Here is a 19,771-nt window from a genome sequence, read left to right as displayed (position 1 = left end):
TTTAATGACAAATCGCATTAAATCCTGGCACGGTGTCATGGTGGCTACGGCTCTCCCCCTGCGTGAGGACCTGTCCGTCGACTTCGACGCCTATGCGGAGCACTGCCGCTGGCTGGTCGAGAACGGCTGCGACGGCGTGGTCCCCAACGGGTCGCTGGGCGAGTACCAGACGCTCACCGCCGAGGAGCGGGCCAAGGTCATCGAGACGGCCGTCGAGGCGGTCGGCGGGCCGAACGTGATGGCGGGTGTCGGCGCGTACGGCGCGGCGGAGTCGCGGCTGTGGGCCGAGCGCGCGGCTGCGGCCGGCTGCGGCTCGGTGCTGCTGCTGCCGCCCAACGCCTACCGGGCCGACGAGCGCTCCGTGGTCGCGCACTACCGCGAGGTGGCCAAGGCCGGGGTGCCGATCGTTGCCTACAACAACCCCTACGACACCAAGGTGGACCTGACGCCCGCGCTGCTGGCCACCCTGCACGGCGAGGGCCTGATCGTGGCCGTGAAGGAGTTCAGCGGCGACCCGCGGCGCTCCTATGAGCTCGGCGAGCTGGCCCCCGGGCTGGACGTGCTGATCGGGTCCGACGACGTGCTGCTGGAACTGGCCGTGGCCGGGGCCGTCGGCTGGGTCGCCGGCTACCCCAACGCGCTGCCCGCCTCCAGCGTCGCGCTCTACCGGGCCGCGCTGGCCGGTGACCTCGAGACCGCGCTGCCCCTGTACCGTACGCTCCACCCGCTGCTTCGCTGGGACTCCAAGACGGAGTTCGTGCAGGCCATCAAGCTGTCGATGGACATCGCGGGCCGTCACGGCGGGCCCTGCCGCCTGCCGCGCGTGCCCCTGACCGAGACGCAGGAGGCGGCCGTACGCGGTGCGACGGAGAAGGCGCTCGCGGAGGGCATGCGATGAGGACGAAGCGGGTCTTCCACGCCGTCGACTCGCACACCGAGGGCATGCCCACCCGTGTGATCACCGGCGGCGTGGGCGTGATCCCCGGCGCGAGCATGGCCGAGCGGCGCGTCTACTTCCGCGACCATCTCGACCACATCCGCAGGCTGCTGATGAACGAGCCGCGCGGCCACGCCGCCATGAGCGGCGCCATCCTGCAGCCGCCCACCCGGCCGGACGCCGACTGGGGCGTGCTGTTCATCGAGGTGTCCGGGCTGCTGCCGATGTGCGGTCACGGCACCATCGGCGTGGCCACCGTGCTGGTGGAGACCGGCATGGTGGAGGTCGTCGAGCCGGTCACCACCGTGCGCCTGGAGGTGCCCGCCGGGCTCGTCGAGGTGGACGTGGCCGTCAAGGACGGCATGGCCATGTCGGTGACGCTGCGCAACGTGCCCGCCTACTGCGACAGGCTCGACGCCGTCGTCACGGTGCCCGGCTTCGGCGACATCCGCTACGACCTGGCGTACGGGGGCAACTTCTACGCGATCGTCGACCTCGACGACTACGGCCTGCCCTTCGACCGCAAGGCCAAGAACGAGATCCTGGCCGCCGGCCTGGCCACGATGGCGGCGATCGACGCGGCCGACGAGCCCGTGCACCCCGAGGACGACCGCATCCGCGGCTGCCACCACGTCTACTTCGCCGCGCCGGGCTCGGACGCGCACCACTCGCGGCACGCGATGGCCATCTACCCGGGCTGGTTCGACCGCTCGCCGTGCGGCACCGGCACCAGCGCCCGGATGGCCCAGCTGCACGCCCGCGGCGAGCTGGCCGTGAGCGGGGGGCCGGGCAGCGGGGAGTTCGTCAACGAGTCGTTCATCGGGACCCGCTTCATCGGCCGCCTGCTGGGGGAGACCACCGTCGGGGGGCGGCCCGCGGTCGTGCCGGCCATCACCGGGCGCGCCTGGGTCACCGGCACCGCCCAGTACTTCCTCGACCCGCGCGACCCCTTCCCTGAGGGATTCGAGCTGTGAGCGTCACCACGGTCGACTACCACACCGCCGGCGAGCCGTTCAGGATCGTCACCGGTGGCGCCCCGGACATCCCGGGCGCCACCGTACTCGAACGCCGGGCCGCCGCACCTGGCGGCCCGGCCGAGCGGGTGCGGCGGCTGCTCTGCCAAGAGCCGCGAGGCCACGCCGACATGTACGGCTGCTTCCTGGTCCCGCCCGACGACCCCGGCGCCCACTTCGGCGCGCTGTTCTGGCACAAGGACGGCTACTCCACCGCCTGCGGCCACGGCACGATCGCGCTCGGCGTGCACGCCGTCCGCGAGGGCCTGGTCGAGGCGGACCCCGGCGGCGAGACGGACGTGGTCGTCGACGTGCCCTCGGGCCGGGTCACGGCCCGCGTGCGCGGCTCGCGGGAGCGGGTCGAGTCGGTCACCTTCGTCAACGTCCCGTCGTACGTCGTCGCGCGCGCCGTCCCCGTCGCCGGGGTCGAGGTCGACCTCGCCTATGGCGGAGCCATCTACGCCACCCTGCCCGCCTCGGCCGTCGGCCTGTCCGTCGAGGCCGGAAGCCTGACGGAGTTCGTCGGCCACGGCCGCCGTATCAAGGCTGCCCTGGCGGGCCACCCGGCCACGCGGCACCCGGCGGACGACCGGCTGTCCGGCGTCTACGGGGTGATCTTCTACGAGGACGTCCCGGGCGAAGGGCCGCGCCAGCGCAACGTGACCGTGTTCGCCGACGGGGAGGTGGACCGCTCGCCGTGCGGGTCCGGCACGGCCGCGCGGCTCGCCCTGCTGTACGACGACGGTCACCAGGGACCGCTGATCCACACCGGCATCGCCGGCGGCACGTTCGTCGCCACCGTGGGGAAGGTGACCGACCAGGGCGTCGTCGCCGAGATCGAGGGGATGGCCTACCGCACCGGGCGGCACACCTTCGAGCTCGACCCCGAAGACCCCCTCGGCACCGGGTTCGTGCTGCGGTGAACGCGCTGCCCTACCTCGACGCCGCCACCATCGAGCGGCTGGTGCCCGTGGCGCGGGCCGTACGCATCCTGGAAGAGGCCCTGCGGGACGGGCTCGATCCGGAGGAGACGCCGCTGCGGCCGATCGTCGAGCTGCCCGCCGGGCAGCTCCTGCTGATGCCCGCCGCCGCGGGACGGTACGCGGGCGTGAAGGCCGTCACCATCGCACCCGGCAACGCCGAGCGCGGGCTGCCCCGCATCCAGGGGACCTACCTGCTGCTCGACGGCGACACCCTGAGCCCGCTGGCCGCCATGGACGGCATCACGCTCACCGCGCTGCGCACCCCGGCGGTCTCGGCGCTCGCCGTCAAGCATCTGGCCGAGCCGGACGCCCATAACCTGGTGGTGTTCGGCACGGGCCCGCAGGCGTGGGGGCACATCCTCGCGCTGGGCGCGGTCCGGCCGGTCGAACGGGTCACGGTCGTCGGCCGCGACCCCGAACGCGCCGAGAGCCTCGCCGCCCGCTGCCGCGACCACGGCCTGCCGGCCCGCGCGGTGCACGGCCAGGCTCCGGACCTGAGTGCCGTGGCGGAGGCGGACCTGATCGCCTGCTGCACCACGGCCAGGGAGCCGCTCTTCCCCGGCGAACTGGTTCGCGACGACGCCACGGTGGTCGCGGTCGGATCGCACGAACCAGAGGCCCGCGAGCTGGCCGGGGATCTCATCGCCCGCGCCACGGTCGTCGTCGAGGCCAGGTCGGCGGCGCTGGCCGAAGCGGGGGATGTGGTCATCCCGGTGCGCCAAGGTACGATCACCACCGGTCATCTCGCCGGGAACCTCGCCGACCTGATCGCCGGCCGGGTTCCTGCGGGCTCCGGTCCCCGCGTGTTCAAGAGCACCGGGATGGCGTGGGAGGACCTGGTGGTCGCCGCCGCCGCGTACGAGGCGTGGGTTTAGCGGGGTGCCCCAGCAGGGGGTGAACAGCGGGCGTGTACTGAGCGAAGGGATGGCCGGATGGCTGCCGAGGACCGGCTCGACCTGCCGATGGTGGGTGAGCGGCAGAGCTTGCGCGAGCAGGTCGCGCACGCGCTCCGCGCCGCGTTGATCACGGGTGAGATGCGTCCGGGGGTGGTCTACTCCGCGCCGGTGCTGGCCGCGCAGTTCGGCGTCTCCGCCACGCCGGTCCGTGAGGCCATGCTCGACCTGGCCAAGGAGGGACTGGTCGAGGCGGTGCGCAACAAGGGCTTCCGGGTCACCGAGTTGTCCGACCGCGATCTCGACGAGCTGACCGAGATCCGGCAGCTCATCGAGGTGCCCACCGTGACCCGTCTGGCCGACAGCTCGCGCGCGGCCGACTTCGAGCGGCTGCGGCCCGTCGCCGAGGAGATCGTCGCCGCCGCCGAGCGGGGTGACCTGCTCGGGTACGTGGACGCCGACCTGCGCTTCCACGTGGAGCTGCTGACGCTGTCGGGCAACGCCCACCTGGTCGAGGTGGTCAAGGACCTGCGCAACCGGGCCCGGCTCTACGGCCTGTCACAGCTGTCGGAGCGCGGCACGCTGTCGGACTCGGCCCGGGAGCACGTCGCGTTGCTCGACGCGCTCAAGGCGGGTGACACCGAGGCGGCCCGCCACATCATGTCCGAGCACATCCAGCACGTCCGCGGCATCTGGGCCGACCCGCGCTGATCACTTCCGAGAGGTCATTTCGTCGCGCGGGTCGTGCCCAGGCTCGCGGCCACGATGCAGATGATCGCCGCCCACTGCTGCGCGTGCAGCATCTCGCTCAGCACCAGCACGCCGACCAGCGCGGCCGCCGCGGGCTCCAGGCTCATCAGGATGCCGAACACGTGTTTCGGCATCCGCCGCAGCGCCTGCAGTTCCAGCGAGTACGGGATCACCGACGACAGCAGCCCCACCCCGAGCCCGATCAGCAGCAGATGCGGGTGGAGCAGGTCGCCGCCGCCTGACGCGATGCCCACCGGCGCGACCACCACGGCCGAGACGATCATCGCGAACGACAGCCCGGTGGTGCCGGGGAAGCGCTGCCCCACCGAGGCCGACAGCAGGATGTAGGCCGCCCAGAACACTCCCGCCCCCAGCGCGAACCCGATGCCGGCCCAGCTCACCGCCGCCGACTGGCCCCAGGGCGCGAGCAGCGCCACGCCCGCCGCCGCCAGGCCGATCCACACCAGGTCGAGCCGCCGCCTGGAGGCCGCGACCGCCACGCCCAGCGGCCCGAGGAACTCGATCGCCACCGCGATCCCCAGGGGCAGCCGCGCTATCGCCTCGTAGAACGACAGGTTCATCAGCGCCAGCGTCACGCCGAAGACGAGCCCGACCCCCAGGTCACGCCACGACATCCCCTTCAGCTTGGGCCTGGCCACCGCGCCCATGATCAACGCGCCCGCGCCGATGCGCAGGAACACCACCGCGCTCGGCGGCAGCGCCGCGAACAGCTCCTTGGCGAAGCCCGCCCCCAGCTGCACGGAGAAGATCGCCAGCAGCACCAGCCCGGAAGGCGGAATGGCGTCGGCGGCGCTGCGCAGCATTCTGCCGGGCCTGGGCAGACCGGATCCCCGGTCGAAGGGATCATCCAGGGCGAAGGCGCTCACAGCACTCCTCAATAGGCACGGCACAGGCCGACGGCTCGGTAGGGGGACGGCGGTTAGAACGGTACCGAGCTGGGCCGACATTCCCCCACTAGGGTGGTACAAATACGCACTGAACCGTTGAAGCCGACAATTCGACCATGGAGTCATGACCGCACCCCCGGCCTCCCTCGTCCGTCCTCCGCTCGTGCTGTCCGCGGCCACCTTCGTCAGCAGCTTCGACCGGTTCGCCGTGAACCCCATGCTCGTCCTGATCGCCGCCGACCTCGGCGTCCCGCTGTCGGCGGCGGTCGCGGTCGCCAGCGGCTATTACCTGGCCTACGGCCTGACGCAGCCGCTGTGGGGCGTGCTCTCCGACCGGTTCGGACGGGTGCGGGTGATGCGGGCGGCGATGTTCGGCGCCGCGCTGGCCGGGGTGGTCTCCGCCCTCATGCCGGCGCTGGGCGCGCTGGTGGTGTCGAGGATCGTGGCCGGCGCCTGCTTTGGCGCGGTGATCCCGACCTCGCTCACCTACGTCGGCGACACGGTCGCGCCCGTCGTACGGCAGCGCGCTCTGTCGGACCTGATGGGCGCGGGAGCCCTGGGCATCGCCATGGCCACCGGTCTCGGCGGCGTGCTCGCCGACCTGGTCGACTGGCACGTGGCGTTCACCGTGCCCGCGGCCTGCGCGCTGGCCTGCGCGCTCGCGCTGCGCTCCCTGCCCGAGCCGCCCCGGGCCGAGATCGCCGGGCTGGGCAGGCACGTGGGCGCGGTGCTGCGCGAGCCGTGGGCGCTGCTGGTGTTCGGACTGGCCTTCGTGGAGGGCGCGGTGCTGCTCGGCACGATGGCCTTCCTCGCCACGGCCCTGGAGCACGGCGGGGTCAGGGCGGCGGTCGCGGGTCTGGCCACCGCGACCTACGGCGTGGGCCTGTGGCTGTTCAGCAGGCTGGTCAAACGCCTGTCGCGGACGTGGCCTCCGGCCGTGCTCATCGCCGTCGGGGGAGCGCATCTCTGCGCCGGGTACGCGCTCGTGGCCATCCATGTCAGCCTGGTGACCGTCGGTGTCACCGCGCTGCTGCTGGGCGTGGGGTGGTCGTTCATGCACTCCTCGCTGCAGACCTGGATCACCACCGTCGCGCCCAACGCCAGGGGGACCAGCGTGGCCTTCTTCGCCGCGGCGCTGTTCGTCGGCAGCGCGGTGTCGTCGTGGGCGGGCGGCCCGGCGGCCCAGGACGGTAGGTACGCGCTGCTGTTCGGCGTCTCGGCGGCCGTGGCGGTGCCGCTCACCGTGGTCGCCGTCATCGGCCGCCACCGCTACGGCGTCACCGGCCGCGCCTGACGCCCCATCCAGCTCAGGGCCGCCCACCTAAGGGCCGTCCAGCTCAGGTCCAGCTCGGGACCGCCCAGCTCAGGCGGGGCCGCCCACCTAAGGGCCGCCGAGCTCAGGTCCAGCTCAGATCCCGCTCACTCCCAGCGGAACGTGCGCGCGGCGATGCCCAGCGACAGCACCGCCCAGGCGGCCAGCACCCCCAGCGCCCCCAGTGGCAGGGCCGCGCCCCCGGCGAGCACGGAACGCAGCCCGCCGGTCAGCGCCGAGATCGGCAGCACCTCCAGGGCCGGCCGCATCCCGGCGGGGAACTTCGCCAGCGGGAAGATCACCCCGCCCGCGCCGAGCAGCACCAGGTAGACGAGGTTGGCCGCGGCCAGCGTCGCCTCGGCCCGCAGCACGCCCGCCATGAGCAGCCCCAGCCCGCTGAAGGCCGCCGTCCCCAGCAGCACGAGCAGCAGCGCGCCCACCGGCGAGCCCTGGGGCCGCCAGCCGAGCGCCAGCGCGACCGCCACGATCACCACGACCTGGACGCCTTCGACCGCGAGCACCGCCACCGTCTTGGCCAGCAGCAGCCCGGCCCTCGACAGGGGAGTCGCGCCGAGCCGCTTCAGCACGCCGTAGCGGCGCTCGAAGCCCGTCGCGATCGCCTGCCCGGTGAACGCCGTCGACATGATCGCCAGCGCGAGCACGCCCGGCGCGAGGAAGTCGATCCGCCGCCCCCCGCCGACGTCGATCAGCGGAGCCAGCGAGAACCCGACGAGCAGCAGCACCGGGATGATCAGCGTCAGCAGCAGCTGCTCGCCGTTACGCAGCGTCGCGCGCGTCTCGGCCGCCGCCTGCGCCATCACCATGCGGGCGAACGGCGCCGCCGCGGGGGCGGGAGTGAAGTCGAGCGTGGTCATCGCAGCTCCCTGCCGGTCAGCTCCAGGAAGACGTCTTCGAGTGTGCGGCGCTCGATGCTCAGATCATCGGCCATGACGCCTTCGGCGGCGCACCAGGTCGTCACAGTCGCCAGCAACTCCGGCCCCACCTGGCCCTCGATGATGTAGTGGCCGGCGGGCGACTCCTTGGCCGCGCTGCCCCCCGGCAACGCGTGGAGCAGCTCATCCAGCGAGAGCCCCGGCCGGGCCCGGAAGCGCAACTGCCGCTCGGCCCCGGTCAGCGACGCCGGGCTGCCCTCGGCCACCACCCGGCCCCGATCGATGATCACCACGTGGTCGGCCAGGCGTTCGGCCTCGTCCATGTGATGGGTGGTGAGCACCACGGAGACCCCCGCCGTCCGCAACTCGCCCACCAGATCCCAGCAGGCGTGCCTGGCCTGCGGGTCGAGCCCGGCCGTCGGCTCGTCGAGGAACACCAGCTCCGGCCGGCCGATCACCGCCGCGGCCAGGGAGAGCCGTTGCTGCTGGCCCCCCGACAGGCGGCGGTAAGGGGTGCGGGCGTGCTCGGCCAGGCCGAGCCGTAGCAGAAGGGCGCCGGCGTCGAGCGGGCGGGCGTAGAAGCGTGAGACCAGGCGCAGCCACTCCCCGCAGCGCACCGCGGGCGGCACGCCGCCCGCCTGGAGCATCACGCCCACCCGGGGCCGCAGCGCGGGCTGGTCGGGCGGCAGGCCCAGCACGCGTACGGTGCCGGAGTCGGCCTTGCGGAACCCCTCGCAGATCTCGACCGTCGAGGTCTTGCCGGCGCCGTTGGGGCCGAGCACGGCGGTGACCGCGCCCCGCTCGGCGCGCAGCGACAGGCCGTCGACCGCCGTGGCGCCGCCGTAACGCTTGACCAGGTCGATGAGCTCGACGGCTGGGGATTCCATGGCCACGAGTTTAGGGACTGTCCGCCGCGGTCCGCCTGGCAACCCTGCCCGGCCGTACCAGGCCGATCGCGGGGCCGATCCGCGGGGCGGATCGCGTGGCCGGATATGGACAGCTGTTGACCCGGCCGTTTCCCGGAAAGTCCCCACCAGGAGTGAAAGTCTGAGAGTGACGTCCACATCACAGGAGGTTGCCATGTCACAGCGCAGTGGCTATGAGCCCGGTGTTCCTTGCTGGGTGGATCTGTCGAGCACCGACGTCGAGGCGTCCGTCCGCTTCTATGACGACGTCTTCGGCTGGCAGGCGGAGATGATCGACGATCCGGCGGCCGGGGGCTACGGCCAGTTCACCTATGACGGCGAGAAGGTCGCCGGAGTGGGCCCCGTCATGGGGGAAGGCATGCCCTCGGCCTGGAACACCTATATCGCCATCGACGACGCCGCCGCCACCGCCGACCGGGTCAAGAACGCGGGCGGGACCGTCGTCGTGGAGCCCATGCAGGTGTTCGAGGAAGGCACCATGGCCGTCTTCCAGGCGCCCGACGGGTCGTTCGTCTCGGCCTGGCAGGCCGGCCGCCACAACGGCGCCGAGCTGGTCAACGAGCCGGTCTCGTTCTGCTGGAACGAGCTCGTCACCCGTGATGTCGCGAGCGCGGAGCGGTTCTATCCGGCCGTCTTCGGCTGGACCCCGCACCGCCAGGAGATGCAGGGTGTCAAGTACACCGAGTGGCACCTCGGGGACGCGAGCATCGCCGGGATGATCGAGCTGTCGCCGAACTACCCGCCGGAGACGCCGTCCCACTGGATGACCTACTTCGCCGTCGACGACCTGGACGCCACCGTCGCCGCCGCCGAGCGCGCGGGCGCCACGATCCTCGTCGGGGCCATGGACGCGCCTCCCGGGCGGTTCGCCACGCTCACCGACCCACAGGGCGCGGCGCTGTCCGTGATCCAACTCCACGAAGACCGCTAAATATCCCATAACTGGGAATTAGGTAGACCGGACCTTGGTTTCATCCCTCGGCCCTCGTGGGCCACAAGCCTGCGAGGGAGAGGGGTTCACGCATGTCCGTGGCAGAAGCCACGCCACTCACGTCACCTGTCGTCAACGGGAACCGCCGCGGACTGCTGTTAATCATTCTCGGAGCGCTCTCGGCCATCGGCCCGCTCTCGATCGACATGTACCTGCCCGCCCTGCCCGCCATCACCGGCGAGCTGCTCAGCACCCCCGCCCAGGTACAGCTGACGCTGACCGCCTGCCTCATCGGCGTCTCCGTCGGCCAGGTGGTCGCCGGGCCGGTGAGCGACGTGCGCGGCCGCCGGCTGCCGCTGATCGTGGGCGTGGCCGGCTACACGCTCGCCTCGCTGCTGTGCGCCTTCGCCCCCTCGGTGCCCGTGCTCATCGTCTTCCGCCTGCTGCAGGGCATTCTCGGCGGCGCGGCCCTGGTCATCGTCCGGGCCGTGGTCCGCGACCTGTACGACGGCGCCGCCATCGCGCGCATCTTCGCCACCCTCATGCTCGTCAGCGGCCTCGCGCCGATCCTGGCCCCGATCGCGGGCGCGCAGCTGCTCGGCTTCACCTCCTGGCGCGGGGTGTTCGTCGCGCTGAGCCTGGCCGGGATCGTGCTGCTCGTGGCCGTGCTAGGCGGGGTCCGTGAGACGCTGCCCGCCTACGAGCGGGAGAGCGGCGGCCTCAAACACACCGTGAGCGTCTTCTGGCAGCTGCTGCGCGATCGCTCGTTCATGGGCGGTGCGCTGACCGCGGGGATGGCCTTCGCCGCCATGTTCGGCTACATCTCCGGCTCACCGTTCGTGCTGCAGGAGGTCTACCACGCCACACCGCAGCAGTATTCGCTCATCTTCGGGCTCAACGCGCTCGGCCTGACCCTCATGGCGCAGGTCGGCGGGCGGCTCTCGGGGCGGGTGCCGCCGGCCCGGCTGGTGGCCATCGGCCTGTGCGTGGGCCTGACCGGCGCGGCGCTGCTGCTGGCCGCGGCCATGATCGGCATGGGGCTGGCGGGCATCGTCGCCGGGCTGTTCGTCATCATGTGCGGCCAGGGCCTGGTGCTTCCGGGCACCGGCGCGCTGGCCCTGGCCAGCCAGCCGCAGCAGATCGCGGGCAGCGCCTCCGCCCTGCTCGGCGTCCTCCAGTTCGCGCTGGGCGCCCTGGCCGCGCCGCTGGTCGGCCTGGTGGGCTCGAGTACGGCAGTGCCGATGGCGTCGGTGATGCTGGGGCTCATCGCCTGCTCGGCCGTGTCGTTCCTGGTCATCGGCAGAGTTAGGTAAGCCTACCCTGCGTGAGAAATTCCATTCCCCTTCTTTTCTGGATCCATTTGTGAACTGGGAAGGAATTACGGCACACTGATGTTGTGAAAAACGTGCCCACGTCGATCGAGCCCGGACACGAGCGCGGCACCCGCGCCCGTGTGGCACGGCTGATCCTTGAGCACGGTCCCGTCGCGGCGGCCGCGCTGGGCGAGCGGCTCGGGCTCACGCCCGCCGCCGTCCGCCGTCACCTCGACGCGCTGCTGGCCGACGGGATGATCGAGCCCCGCACCGTGCGTCCGCACGGGCAGCGCGGGAGAGGGCGGCCGGCCAAGCTGTTCGCCATCACCGACGCGGGGCGCAGTGCTTTCGAGCACGCCTACGACGACCTGGCCGGCAGCGCGCTGCGCTTCCTGGCCGAGCGCGTGGGCGAGGAAGCCGTGACCGACTTCGCCCGTTCGCAGGTGTCCAGCCTGCTGCGGCGCCTGGAGCCGGTCATGCGGACGGTGCCGGCCGACCAGCGCGTACAAGTGCTGGCGCAGGCGCTGTCGGCGGATGGATACGCCGCTTCGGCCACCAAGGCCAATCTGGGCGGCGACCAGCTCTGCCAGCACCACTGCCCGGTGGCGCACGTGGCCGCGGAGTTCCCGCAGCTGTGTGAGGCCGAGACCGAGGCGTTCGCGCAGCTGCTCGGCACCCCCGTGCAGCGCCTGGCCACGATCGCGCACGGCGACGGGGTCTGCACCACACATGTGAGCCCGCACGCGCTGGGTCTTGCGACGAGCAGGGCCACCCATAGCGACAAAAGCAAGGAGACCGGAAGGTGACTGTCACCGACCGCCCGGAGCTGGAAGGCCTCGGGAATTACAAGTTCGGCTGGTCCGACTCGGATGCCGCAGGGGCGGTGGCCAAGCGTGGCCTGTCCGAGGAGGTCGTCCGCAACATCTCCGCGCTCAAGAACGAGCCGGAGTGGATGCTCGACCTTCGCCTGAAGGGCCTCCGCCTGTTCGGCAAGAAGCCCCTGCCCACCTGGGGCTCCGACCTCACGGGCATCGACTTCGACAACATCAAATACTTCGTGCGCTCGACCGAGAAGCAGGCCGCTTCCTGGGACGAGCTGCCCGACGACATCAAGAACACCTACGACAAGCTCGGCATCCCCGAGGCGGAGAAGCAGCGCCTCATCGCCGGTGTCGCCGCCCAGTACGAATCCGAGGTCGTCTATCACAAGATCCGTGAGGACCTCGAGGAGAAGGGCGTCATCTTCGTCGACACCGACACGGGCCTGAGGGAGCACGAGGAGCTCTTCAAGGAGTACTTCGGCTCGGTCATCCCGGTGGGCGACAACAAGTTCGCCGCCCTCAACAGCTCCGTGTGGTCCGGTGGCTCGTTCATCTACGTGCCGCCGAACATCGAGGTCGAGATCCCGCTGCAGGCCTACTTCCGGATCAACACCGAGAACATGGGCCAGTTCGAGCGGACCCTGATCGTCGTCGACGAGGGCAGCTACGTCCACTACGTCGAGGGCTGTACCGCGCCGATCTACTCCTCCGACTCGCTGCACTCCGCGGTCGTCGAGATCGTCGTGAAGAAGAACGCCCGCTGCCGTTACACGACCATCCAGAACTGGTCCAACAACGTCTACAACCTGGTCACCAAGCGCGCCGTCGCCTACGAGGGCGCGACCATGGAGTGGATCGACGGCAACATCGGCTCCAAGGTCACCATGAAGTACCCGGCCGTCTACCTGATGGGCGAGCACGCCAAGGGTGAGACGCTGAGCGTCGCCTTCGCGGGCGAGGGCCAGCACCAGGACGCCGGGTCCAAGATGGTGCACCTGGCTCCGCACACCAGCTCCACCGTGATCTCCAAGTCGGTGGCGCGCGGCGGCGGCCGCACCTCCTACCGCGGTCTCGTGCAGATCGAGGAGGGCGCCCACGGCAGCGCCAGCACGGTCAAGTGCGACGCGCTCCTGGTCGACCAGATCAGCCGCTCCGACACCTACCCCTACGTCGACGTCCGCGAGGACGACGTCTCGATGGGTCACGAGGCCACAGTCTCCAAGGTGAGCGAGGACCAGCTGTTCTACCTCATGAGCCGCGGTCTGGGCGAGGACGAGGCGATGGCGATGATCGTGCGCGGCTTCGTCGAGCCGATCGCCCGCGAGCTCCCCATGGAGTACGCCCTCGAGCTGAACCGCCTCATCGAGCTGCAGATGGAAGGAGCCGTCGGCTGATGGGCCTGACCGAGAAGCCCTTGTCGACCCTGCACGAGAAGGCGTCCTACGACCTGGACGACTTCGAGGTCCCGACGGGGCGCGAAGAGGCGTGGCGCTTCACGCCGCTGTCGCGCCTGAAGGGCCTGCACAGCGGCAAGGCGGAGATCACCGGACGGGTGCTCACCCAGGCCTACACCCCGGCGGGCGTCACCGCCGAGTGGGTCGGGCGTGAGGACGCGCGCATCGGCAAGGCCTACGTGCCGGCCGACCGCGTCAGCGCCCAGGCCTACAACGCCTTCGAGAAGGCGCTGGTCCTGACCGTGCCCAAGGAGGCGGTGCCCGCCGAGCACATCCGCATCGAGGTGCGCGGCGGCGGCAACGACGGGGCCACCTACGGCCACATCGTGGTCGTGGTCGAGCCGCTGGCCGAGGCCGTGGTCGTCATCGAGCACCAGGGCAGCGCGGTCTACGCCGACAACATCGAGTTCGTCGTCGGCGACGGCGCCACGCTCAAGGTCGTCAGCCTGCAGGACTGGGACGACGACGCCGTACACGTCTCCCACCACCACGCCCAGCTCGCCAAGGACGCCACCTTCAAGGGCTTCGCGGTGACCCTGGGCGGCGACCTGGTGCGCCTGTCGCCGAGCGTGTCCTACACCGGGCCGGGCGGCGACGCCGACCTGTCCGGCGTCTACTTCGTCGACGCGGGCCAGCACCTGGAGCACCGTCTCCTGGTCGACCACTCGCAGCCCCACTGCAAGAGCAACGTCGACTACCGCGGCGCCCTGCAGGGTGAGGACGCGCACGCCGTGTGGATCGGCGACGTGATCATCAGGGTCGAGGCCGAGGGCACCGACACCTACGAGCTCAACCGCAACCTGATCCTCACCGACGGCGCCCGCGCCGACTCGGTGCCCAACCTGGAGATCCTCACCGGCGAGGTGGCCGGCGCCGGCCACGCCAGCGCCTCCGGGCGCCTCGACGACGAGCACATCTTCTACTTGCAGGCCCGCGGCATCCCCTTCGACGAGGCCCGTCGCCTGGTCATCCGGGGCTTCCTCGGCCAGCTCATCGAGAAGATCCAGGTGGCCGAGATTCGTGACCGCGTGATGAACGCGGTGGAGGCGGAGCTCGCGCGATGAACGTCTTTTCCACAGCAGGGGGGGACTTGGGGGGCGGAGCCCCCCGAGGGTCGATGAGTCTTGAGAAAGTGTGCAAGGTCGAGGACATCCCCGACGGCGGAGTGATCGGCGTGGAGGTGGGGGAGACCCCGGTCGCGCTGGTCCGCAAGGGCGGCGAGGTGTTCGCCCTGCATGACGTCTGCTCCCACGCCGAGGTGAAGCTCAGCGAGGGAGAGGTCTACGACGGCACACTCGAGTGCTGGCTGCACGGCTCGTGCTTCGACATCCGCTCCGGCAAGCCCACCGGCCCGCCCGCCACCAGACCCGTGAACGTCTACACAGTCCAAGTCGACGGCGACGACGTCCTCGTCTCGCTCTCGAAGGAGTCATAAACACATGTCCACCCTTGAGATCCGTGACCTGAAGGTCGCCGTCGAGGACAAGGAAATCCTGCGCGGCGTCAACCTCACCGTGCAGTCCGGGAAGACCCACGCCATCATGGGGCCGAACGGCTCGGGCAAGTCGACCCTCGCCTATGCCATCGCCGGTCACCCGAAATACACCATCACCAGCGGTGAGGTGCTGCTCGACGGCGTCGATCTGCTGGAGTTGACCGTCGACGAGCGGGCCCGCGCCGGCCTGTTCCTCGCCATGCAGTACCCCGTCGAGGTCCCCGGCGTTTCGGTCTCCAACTTCCTGCGCACCGCGGTCACTTCGGTCCGCGGCGAGGCGCCCAAGCTGCGCCAGTTCGCCAAGGACCTCAAGACCGGCATGGACGCGCTGTCCATCGACGCCGAGTTCGCCCAGCGCAACCTCAACGAGGGCTTCTCCGGCGGTGAGAAGAAGCGTCACGAGATCCTCCAGCTGGAGCTGCTCCAGCCGAAGATCGCGGTGCTCGACGAGACCGACTCCGGGCTCGACGTCGACGCGCTGCGCGTGGTGTCCGAGGGCATCAACCGCTTCCGCGCCTCGGGTGACACGGGCATCCTGCTGATCACGCACTACACCCGCATCCTGCGGTACGTGAAGCCCGATTTCGTCCACGTCTTCGCCGGCGGCAAGATCGTGGAGGAGGGCGGGCCTGAGCTGGCCGACAAGCTCGAGGCCGAGGGCTACGAGCAGTACACGAAGGCGTCTGTATGACTTCCACCAGCTTGGACGTGGAGAGGATCAGGAAGGACTTCCCGGTTCTCTCCCGCGAGCTGCCCGGCGGGCGTCCGCTCGTCTACCTCGACTCGGGCAACTCCTCACAGAAGCCCACCGCGGTCGTCGAGACCGTCCGTGAGCACCTGGCGATGCACTACAGCAACGTCGGGCGGGCCATGCACGCGCTCGGCGCGGAGTCGACCGAGGCCTACGAGGGCGCGCGCGACAAGGTGGCCGGGTTCATCGGCGCCCCGTCGCGCGACGAGGTGATCTTCACCAAGAACGCCTCCGAGGCGCTCAACCTGGTCGCCTACTCCTTCGGCAACCCGGGCAACACCGACCCTCGCTTCACTCTCGGCCCCGGCGACGAGGTGGTCATCTCCGAGATGGAGCACCACTCCAACATCGTGCCGTGGCAGTTCCTGGTGCAGCGCACGGGCGCGACGCTGAAGTGGTTCGGCGTCACGGACGACGGTCGCCTTGATATGTCGGATATTTCAGGACTGATCACTGAGCGCACGAAGATCGTGTCGATCGCGCACCAGTCCAACGTGCTCGGCACCATCAACCCGGTCGCCGACGTGCTCCGCCGGGCCCGCGAGGTAGGCGCGCTGGTGATGCTCGACGCCTCCCAGTCGGTCCCGCACCACGCCGTCGACATGGCCGCGCTGGACGTCGACTTCGTGGCCTTCACCGGCCACAAGATGGTCGGCCCCTCGGGCATCGGCGTCCTGTGGGGCCGGGCCGAGCTGCTCGACGCCATGCCCCCGTTCATGGGCGGCGGCGAGATGATCGAGGCCGTCTGGATGGACCACTCGACGTACGCGCCGGTGCCGCACAAGTTCGAGGCGGGCACGCCGCCGATCGTCGAGGCCATCGGCCTCGGCGCGGCCGTCGACTACCTGACCGGTGTCGGTATGGAGGCCATCGAGGCGCACGAGCGCGGCCTGACGGCCTACGCGCTCGACGCGCTGCGCGAGGTGCCCACGCTGCGCCTGATCGGACCCGACTCGCTCGACCAGCGGGGCGCCACCCTGTCGTTCACGCTCGAGGGCATCCACCCGCACGACGTCGGGCAGCTGCTCGACGACGAGTTCGGCATCGCGGTGCGGGTCGGCCACCACTGCGCGCGACCGCTCCACCTGCGCTTCGGAATACCGGCGACCACCAGGGCGTCGTTCTACCTGTACAACACCACGGACGAGATCGACGCCTTGGTCCGCGGCCTCCATCACGTTCAGAAGGTGTTCGCATAGCCATGATCGGCGAGTCGATGTACCAGGAACTGATCCTGGAACACTACAAGCACCCGCAAGGGCGGGGGCTGCGTGACCCCTACGACGCCGAGGTTCACCACGTGAACCCCACCTGCGGCGACGAGATCACGCTCCGGGTCAAGCTGGGCGACGCCGGCAAGATCGAGGACGTCTCCTACGACGGGCAGGGCTGCTCGATCAGCCAGGCCGCCGCCTCCGTGCTGCACGAGCTGACCACCGGCTCGACGGTCGAGGAGACGCTGTCCGTGGTCGACGAGTTCACCCGCCTCATGCAGGGCAGGGGCAAGGTGGAGGCCGACGAGGACGTGCTCGGCGACGCGGTGGCGTTCGCGGGCGTGGCCAAGTTCCCCGCGCGGGTGAAGTGCGCGCTGCTGTCGTGGATGGCCTACAAGGACGCTGTAGTGAGGAGTGCTGCGCGATGAGCAAGCCGGTGGAGACACCGACCGGGTTCGACGGTGAAGCCACCGTCGACGAGGTCATGGAGGCGCTCAAGGACGTCGTCGACCCCGAACTCGGCATCAACGTCGTCGACCTGGGCCTGATCTACGGGCTCAATCTCGACCCCGCCGAGGGCGGCCAGCCTGTGGCCACCATTGACATGACGCTGACCAGCGCGGCCTGCCCGCTGACCGATGTCATCGAGGATCAGGCGCATTCCGCGCTCGAGGGCATGGTTTCCGATGTTAAGATCAATTGGGTCTGGCTCCCCCCGTGGGGACCGGACAAGATCACTGACGAAGGGCGCGAGCAGCTTCGTATGCTAGGCTTCAACGTCTGATCGTTGCTGTACGGCTGGCATCTCGGTGTCAGCCGCTTCAGCCTGCCAAAGTCTGAAATATTCGGACAAGTCGGGGAATACATGGTGTCTTCCTCGTGTTGGCAACACGTGCACCTAGCGCACCAATGTGCGTTCCAATGCCGCCTGCGGCCGGCAGATGGGTGCGCGTAGACGGCCTGTCCTCCAGGCCAGTCCCCACCCAGCAGGTGCCGACCACCTGCGCCTCGCAATGAAGTACGGCATGGCCGTACGTCCCGGCTCGTCCTTTTCGCAGAAGTGACGCGCCACTTCGACTGAAAGGCACGAAGTTCGTGACCATGCTTGACGCTGTCCTGCCCGAGTTCAACGAGGTCCTGCCCGAGCTCGACGAGAGCACCCCAGAGGCGGGTCCCGGGTTCGAGGAGCTCGGGCTGCCGAAGCCGCTCGTCACCGGGCTGGCCAAGCAGGGCATTGCCAGCCCGTTCCCCATCCAGAGCGCGACCATTCCCGACGTTCTCACCGGCGCCAACGTGCTCGGCCGCGGCCAGACCGGCTCCGGCAAGACCCTCGCCTTCGGGCTGCCCCTCATGGCCCGCATCGCCGGCGTCCGGCCCACCCCGGGCCGTCCCCGCGCGATGATCCTCGTCCCCACCCGTGAGCTCGCGCTGCAGGTGCACGACGCCCTCGAGCCGCTCGGCCGGGGTCTCGGCCTGCGCATGAAGGTCATCGTCGGTGGCATGTCGATGGGCAAGCAGATCGAGGCGCTGCGGCGCGGCGTCGACGTCGTCATCGCCACCCCCGGCCGCCTGGGCGACCTCATCCGGCAGGGCGAGTGCTCGCTGGGCGACATCGACGTCAGCGTCCTCGACGAGGCCGACCACATGTGTGACCTCGGCTTCTTCCCCGTCGTCACCGAGCTGCTCGCGCAGACTCCGGCCGACGGGCAGCGGCTGCTGTTCTCGGCCACGCTCGACGGCGACGTCGACAAGCTGGTGCGGCGCTTCCTCAAGGACCCGATCACGCACTCGGTGGCTCCCGCGACCTCCCCGGTCGAGCTCATGGAGCACCACGTGATCCAGGTGACGCGCGACGACAAGTTCGACGTCACCGCGGAGATCGCCAATCGCGAGGGCCGTACGATCATCTTCGTCCGCACCCAGCACGGCGTCGACCGGCTGTGCAAGCAGCTGGCCCGCGTCGGCATCAAGTCGGGCGGCCTGCACGGCGGCAAGCGCCAGAACCAGCGCACCCGCATCCTGGCCGAGTTCCGTGAGGGCTCCGTCAACGTGCTCGTCTGCACCGACGTCGCGGCGCGCGGCATCCACGTCGACAACATCAGCCTCGTGCTGCACGTCGACCCGCCGCAGGACCACAAGAGCTACCTGCACCGCGGCGGCCGCACCGCCCGCGCCGGCGAGAAGGGCACCGTGGTCACCCTGGTGCTGCCGAGCGAGCGCCGGTCGACCGACCAGCTCACCCGCCGGGCCGGGATCCACCCCTTCCGCCTCAAGGCCGAGCCGGGTCACCCCCGCCTGGCCGAGGTGACGGGCGCCCGCGTTCCGAGCGGCGAGCCCGTCCCCGTCTGGGAGCCCGACGTCCGCAAGCCGCTGCGTCCCCGCCGCGAAGGCGGCCACAGCGGTTCCGAGCGTCGCGGGCGCCGTCCGCGCCGTGAGTTCGACGGCGAGCGCCGTCCGCGCCGTCACGACGACGGGCAGCGCCCCTTCGTCGCGGGCGACGACCGGCGCCCCCGTCGTCACGACGGTGACGACCGCTACCCGCGCCGGCACGCCGAGGGCGGCTCGCAGGAGCCCCGCACCTCCGGCGACGACCGGGGCGGCGACCGCGGCCAGGGCGGCGGCTACCGTGGCGGTGACCGTGGCCCGCGTGGTGGCGGCTACCGCGGCGACGACCGTCCGGCCCGCTCGGACGCCCCGCGCGGCGGCTACCGCTCCGACGACCGTCAGAGCGCACCTCGCTCGGACGACCGTCAGGGTGGCGGCTACCGCTCCAACGACCGTCAGGGCGGCTACCGTTCCGACGACCGCGGCCCGCGTGGCGGCGGCTACCGCTCGGACGACCGCGCCTCCGGTGGCGACCGTGGCCGCCCGTTCTCGGCCGACCGTGACCGTCCCGCCCGCACCGACGACCGTCCGCGTGACGGCTACCGCTCCGGCGGGACCCGCTCGGACGAGCGTGGTGGCTACCGTTCCGACGACCGTGGCCAGGGTGGCGGCTTCCGCAGCGGCACCGGCCGCCGCTTCGACCGCTGACCCCGGCGGGCCACCGGTGAACGCCGGTGGCCGACGCTGATCAACGCACGGCGCTGCCCGCCGTACCCCTTCATCGGGGCCGACGCTGGCGATCAGGGCGCCGGCCAGGCCGAACCAGATGTAGGCGAGCAGGCTGGAGGCGCC

General features: G+C 70.7%; 20 protein-coding genes. 17 read left to right on the top strand and 3 right to left on the bottom strand.

Annotated features, from left to right (window positions below; all coding sequences use genetic code 11):
- The first annotated feature begins 4 nt into the window (after positions 1–4).
- Genes AB0H88_RS49120 through AB0H88_RS49100 form a run of 5 tightly spaced genes read left to right on the top strand, consistent with a single transcriptional unit; the run spans position 5 to position 4,537 of the window.
- Entirely contained in the window at positions 5–898 is an 894-nt protein-coding gene (locus AB0H88_RS49120) for a dihydrodipicolinate synthase family protein (protein ID WP_357656643.1), read from the top strand.
- A complete protein-coding gene (locus AB0H88_RS49115; protein WP_357656642.1) occupies positions 895–1,911 on the top strand; it encodes a proline racemase family protein in 1,017 nt (338 codons plus the stop codon). The genes AB0H88_RS49120 and AB0H88_RS49115 overlap by 4 nt, the downstream gene beginning before the upstream one ends.
- Positions 1,908–2,873, top strand: a complete 966-nt coding sequence (locus AB0H88_RS49110; RefSeq protein ID WP_357656640.1) for a proline racemase family protein — start codon at positions 1,908–1,910, stop codon at positions 2,871–2,873. Before AB0H88_RS49115 ends, AB0H88_RS49110 begins: the two co-directional genes overlap by 4 nt.
- Positions 2,870–3,808 carry an ornithine cyclodeaminase family protein gene (locus AB0H88_RS49105; protein WP_357656638.1) on the top strand — a complete coding sequence of 313 codons (939 nt, stop codon included), beginning with the start codon at positions 2,870–2,872 and terminating at the stop codon, positions 3,806–3,808. Before AB0H88_RS49110 ends, AB0H88_RS49105 begins: the two co-directional genes overlap by 4 nt.
- A gap of 57 nt (positions 3,809–3,865) precedes the next feature.
- Positions 3,866–4,537: a GntR family transcriptional regulator gene (locus AB0H88_RS49100; protein ID WP_357656636.1), complete on the top strand. Its 672-nt coding sequence runs from the start codon at positions 3,866–3,868 to the stop codon at positions 4,535–4,537.
- 14 nt (positions 4,538–4,551) lie between these two features.
- Here the strand turns inward: AB0H88_RS49100 and AB0H88_RS49095 are convergent, their stop codons facing one another.
- The gene (locus AB0H88_RS49095; protein WP_357656634.1) at positions 4,552–5,463 is read right to left on the bottom strand and encodes an EamA family transporter; all 912 of its coding nucleotides are present in this window, start codon (positions 5,461–5,463) and stop codon (positions 4,552–4,554) included.
- A 145-nt stretch (positions 5,464–5,608) separates the two neighbouring features.
- Here AB0H88_RS49095 and AB0H88_RS49090 point away from each other — a divergent pair, with 145 nt between their 5' ends.
- Positions 5,609–6,778, top strand: a complete 1,170-nt coding sequence (locus AB0H88_RS49090; protein ID WP_357656632.1) for an MFS transporter — start codon at positions 5,609–5,611, stop codon at positions 6,776–6,778.
- 125 nt (positions 6,779–6,903) lie between these two features.
- Here the strand turns inward: AB0H88_RS49090 and AB0H88_RS49085 are convergent, their stop codons facing one another.
- Together AB0H88_RS49085 and AB0H88_RS49080 are read right to left on the bottom strand one after the other, a co-directional pair.
- The gene (locus AB0H88_RS49085) at positions 6,904–7,671 is read right to left on the bottom strand and encodes an ABC transporter permease (protein WP_357656630.1); all 768 of its coding nucleotides are present in this window, start codon (positions 7,669–7,671) and stop codon (positions 6,904–6,906) included.
- The gene (locus tag AB0H88_RS49080) at positions 7,668–8,576 is read right to left on the bottom strand and encodes an ABC transporter ATP-binding protein (protein WP_357656629.1); all 909 of its coding nucleotides are present in this window, start codon (positions 8,574–8,576) and stop codon (positions 7,668–7,670) included. Before AB0H88_RS49080 ends, AB0H88_RS49085 begins: the two co-directional genes overlap by 4 nt.
- Positions 8,577–8,769: 193 nt before the next feature.
- Here AB0H88_RS49080 and AB0H88_RS49075 point away from each other — a divergent pair, with 193 nt between their 5' ends.
- The 11 genes from AB0H88_RS49075 (at position 8,770) to AB0H88_RS49025 (ending at position 19,627) form a co-directional block, all read left to right on the top strand.
- On the top strand, positions 8,770–9,546 hold the full coding sequence (locus AB0H88_RS49075; RefSeq protein ID WP_357656627.1) for a VOC family protein: 777 nt from the start codon (positions 8,770–8,772) through the stop codon (positions 9,544–9,546).
- Positions 9,547–9,638: 92 nt separating this feature from the next.
- Positions 9,639–10,859 carry a multidrug effflux MFS transporter gene (locus AB0H88_RS49070; RefSeq protein WP_357656626.1) on the top strand — a complete coding sequence of 407 codons (1,221 nt, stop codon included), beginning with the start codon at positions 9,639–9,641 and terminating at the stop codon, positions 10,857–10,859.
- 92 nt (positions 10,860–10,951) lie between these two features.
- On the top strand, positions 10,952–11,665 hold the full coding sequence (locus AB0H88_RS49065) for a metalloregulator ArsR/SmtB family transcription factor (RefSeq protein WP_225291448.1): 714 nt from the start codon (positions 10,952–10,954) through the stop codon (positions 11,663–11,665).
- Complete coding sequence (gene sufB / locus AB0H88_RS49060) at positions 11,662–13,074, top strand: Fe-S cluster assembly protein SufB (RefSeq protein WP_357656624.1); 1,413 nt, start codon at positions 11,662–11,664, stop codon at positions 13,072–13,074. The genes AB0H88_RS49065 and sufB overlap by 4 nt, the downstream gene beginning before the upstream one ends.
- Positions 13,074–14,198, top strand: coding sequence for a Fe-S cluster assembly protein SufD (gene sufD / locus AB0H88_RS49055; RefSeq protein ID WP_357656622.1), 1,125 nt, complete (start codon positions 13,074–13,076; stop codon positions 14,196–14,198). The genes sufB and sufD overlap by 1 nt, the downstream gene beginning before the upstream one ends.
- 53 nt (positions 14,199–14,251) lie before the next feature.
- The gene (locus AB0H88_RS49050; RefSeq protein WP_357656621.1) at positions 14,252–14,569 is read left to right on the top strand and encodes a non-heme iron oxygenase ferredoxin subunit; all 318 of its coding nucleotides are present in this window, start codon (positions 14,252–14,254) and stop codon (positions 14,567–14,569) included.
- 4 nt (positions 14,570–14,573) lie between these two features.
- Positions 14,574–15,320, top strand: coding sequence for a Fe-S cluster assembly ATPase SufC (gene sufC / locus AB0H88_RS49045; RefSeq protein ID WP_357656619.1), 747 nt, complete (start codon positions 14,574–14,576; stop codon positions 15,318–15,320).
- Positions 15,317–16,579, top strand: coding sequence for a cysteine desulfurase (locus tag AB0H88_RS49040; protein ID WP_357656617.1), 1,263 nt, complete (start codon positions 15,317–15,319; stop codon positions 16,577–16,579). The genes sufC and AB0H88_RS49040 overlap by 4 nt, the downstream gene beginning before the upstream one ends.
- Positions 16,580–16,581: 2 nt before the next feature.
- Positions 16,582–17,022, top strand: coding sequence for a Fe-S cluster assembly sulfur transfer protein SufU (gene sufU / locus AB0H88_RS49035; RefSeq protein ID WP_225291366.1), 441 nt, complete (start codon positions 16,582–16,584; stop codon positions 17,020–17,022).
- Positions 17,019–17,378: a metal-sulfur cluster assembly factor gene (locus AB0H88_RS49030; RefSeq protein ID WP_357656615.1), complete on the top strand. Its 360-nt coding sequence runs from the start codon at positions 17,019–17,021 to the stop codon at positions 17,376–17,378. Before sufU ends, AB0H88_RS49030 begins: the two co-directional genes overlap by 4 nt.
- 317 nt (positions 17,379–17,695) lie before the next feature.
- The gene (locus AB0H88_RS49025; RefSeq protein ID WP_357656613.1) at positions 17,696–19,627 is read left to right on the top strand and encodes a DEAD/DEAH box helicase; all 1,932 of its coding nucleotides are present in this window, start codon (positions 17,696–17,698) and stop codon (positions 19,625–19,627) included.
- The last annotated feature ends 144 nt before the right edge of the window (positions 19,628–19,771 follow it).

It is taken from the genome of Nonomuraea sp. NPDC050680 (assembly GCF_040654555.1).
Taxonomy (GTDB): Bacteria; Actinomycetota; Actinomycetes; order Streptosporangiales; family Streptosporangiaceae; genus Nonomuraea.
Note: the sequence above shows the minus strand (reverse complement) of the source record. Positions and strands in the feature narration are given on the sequence as shown.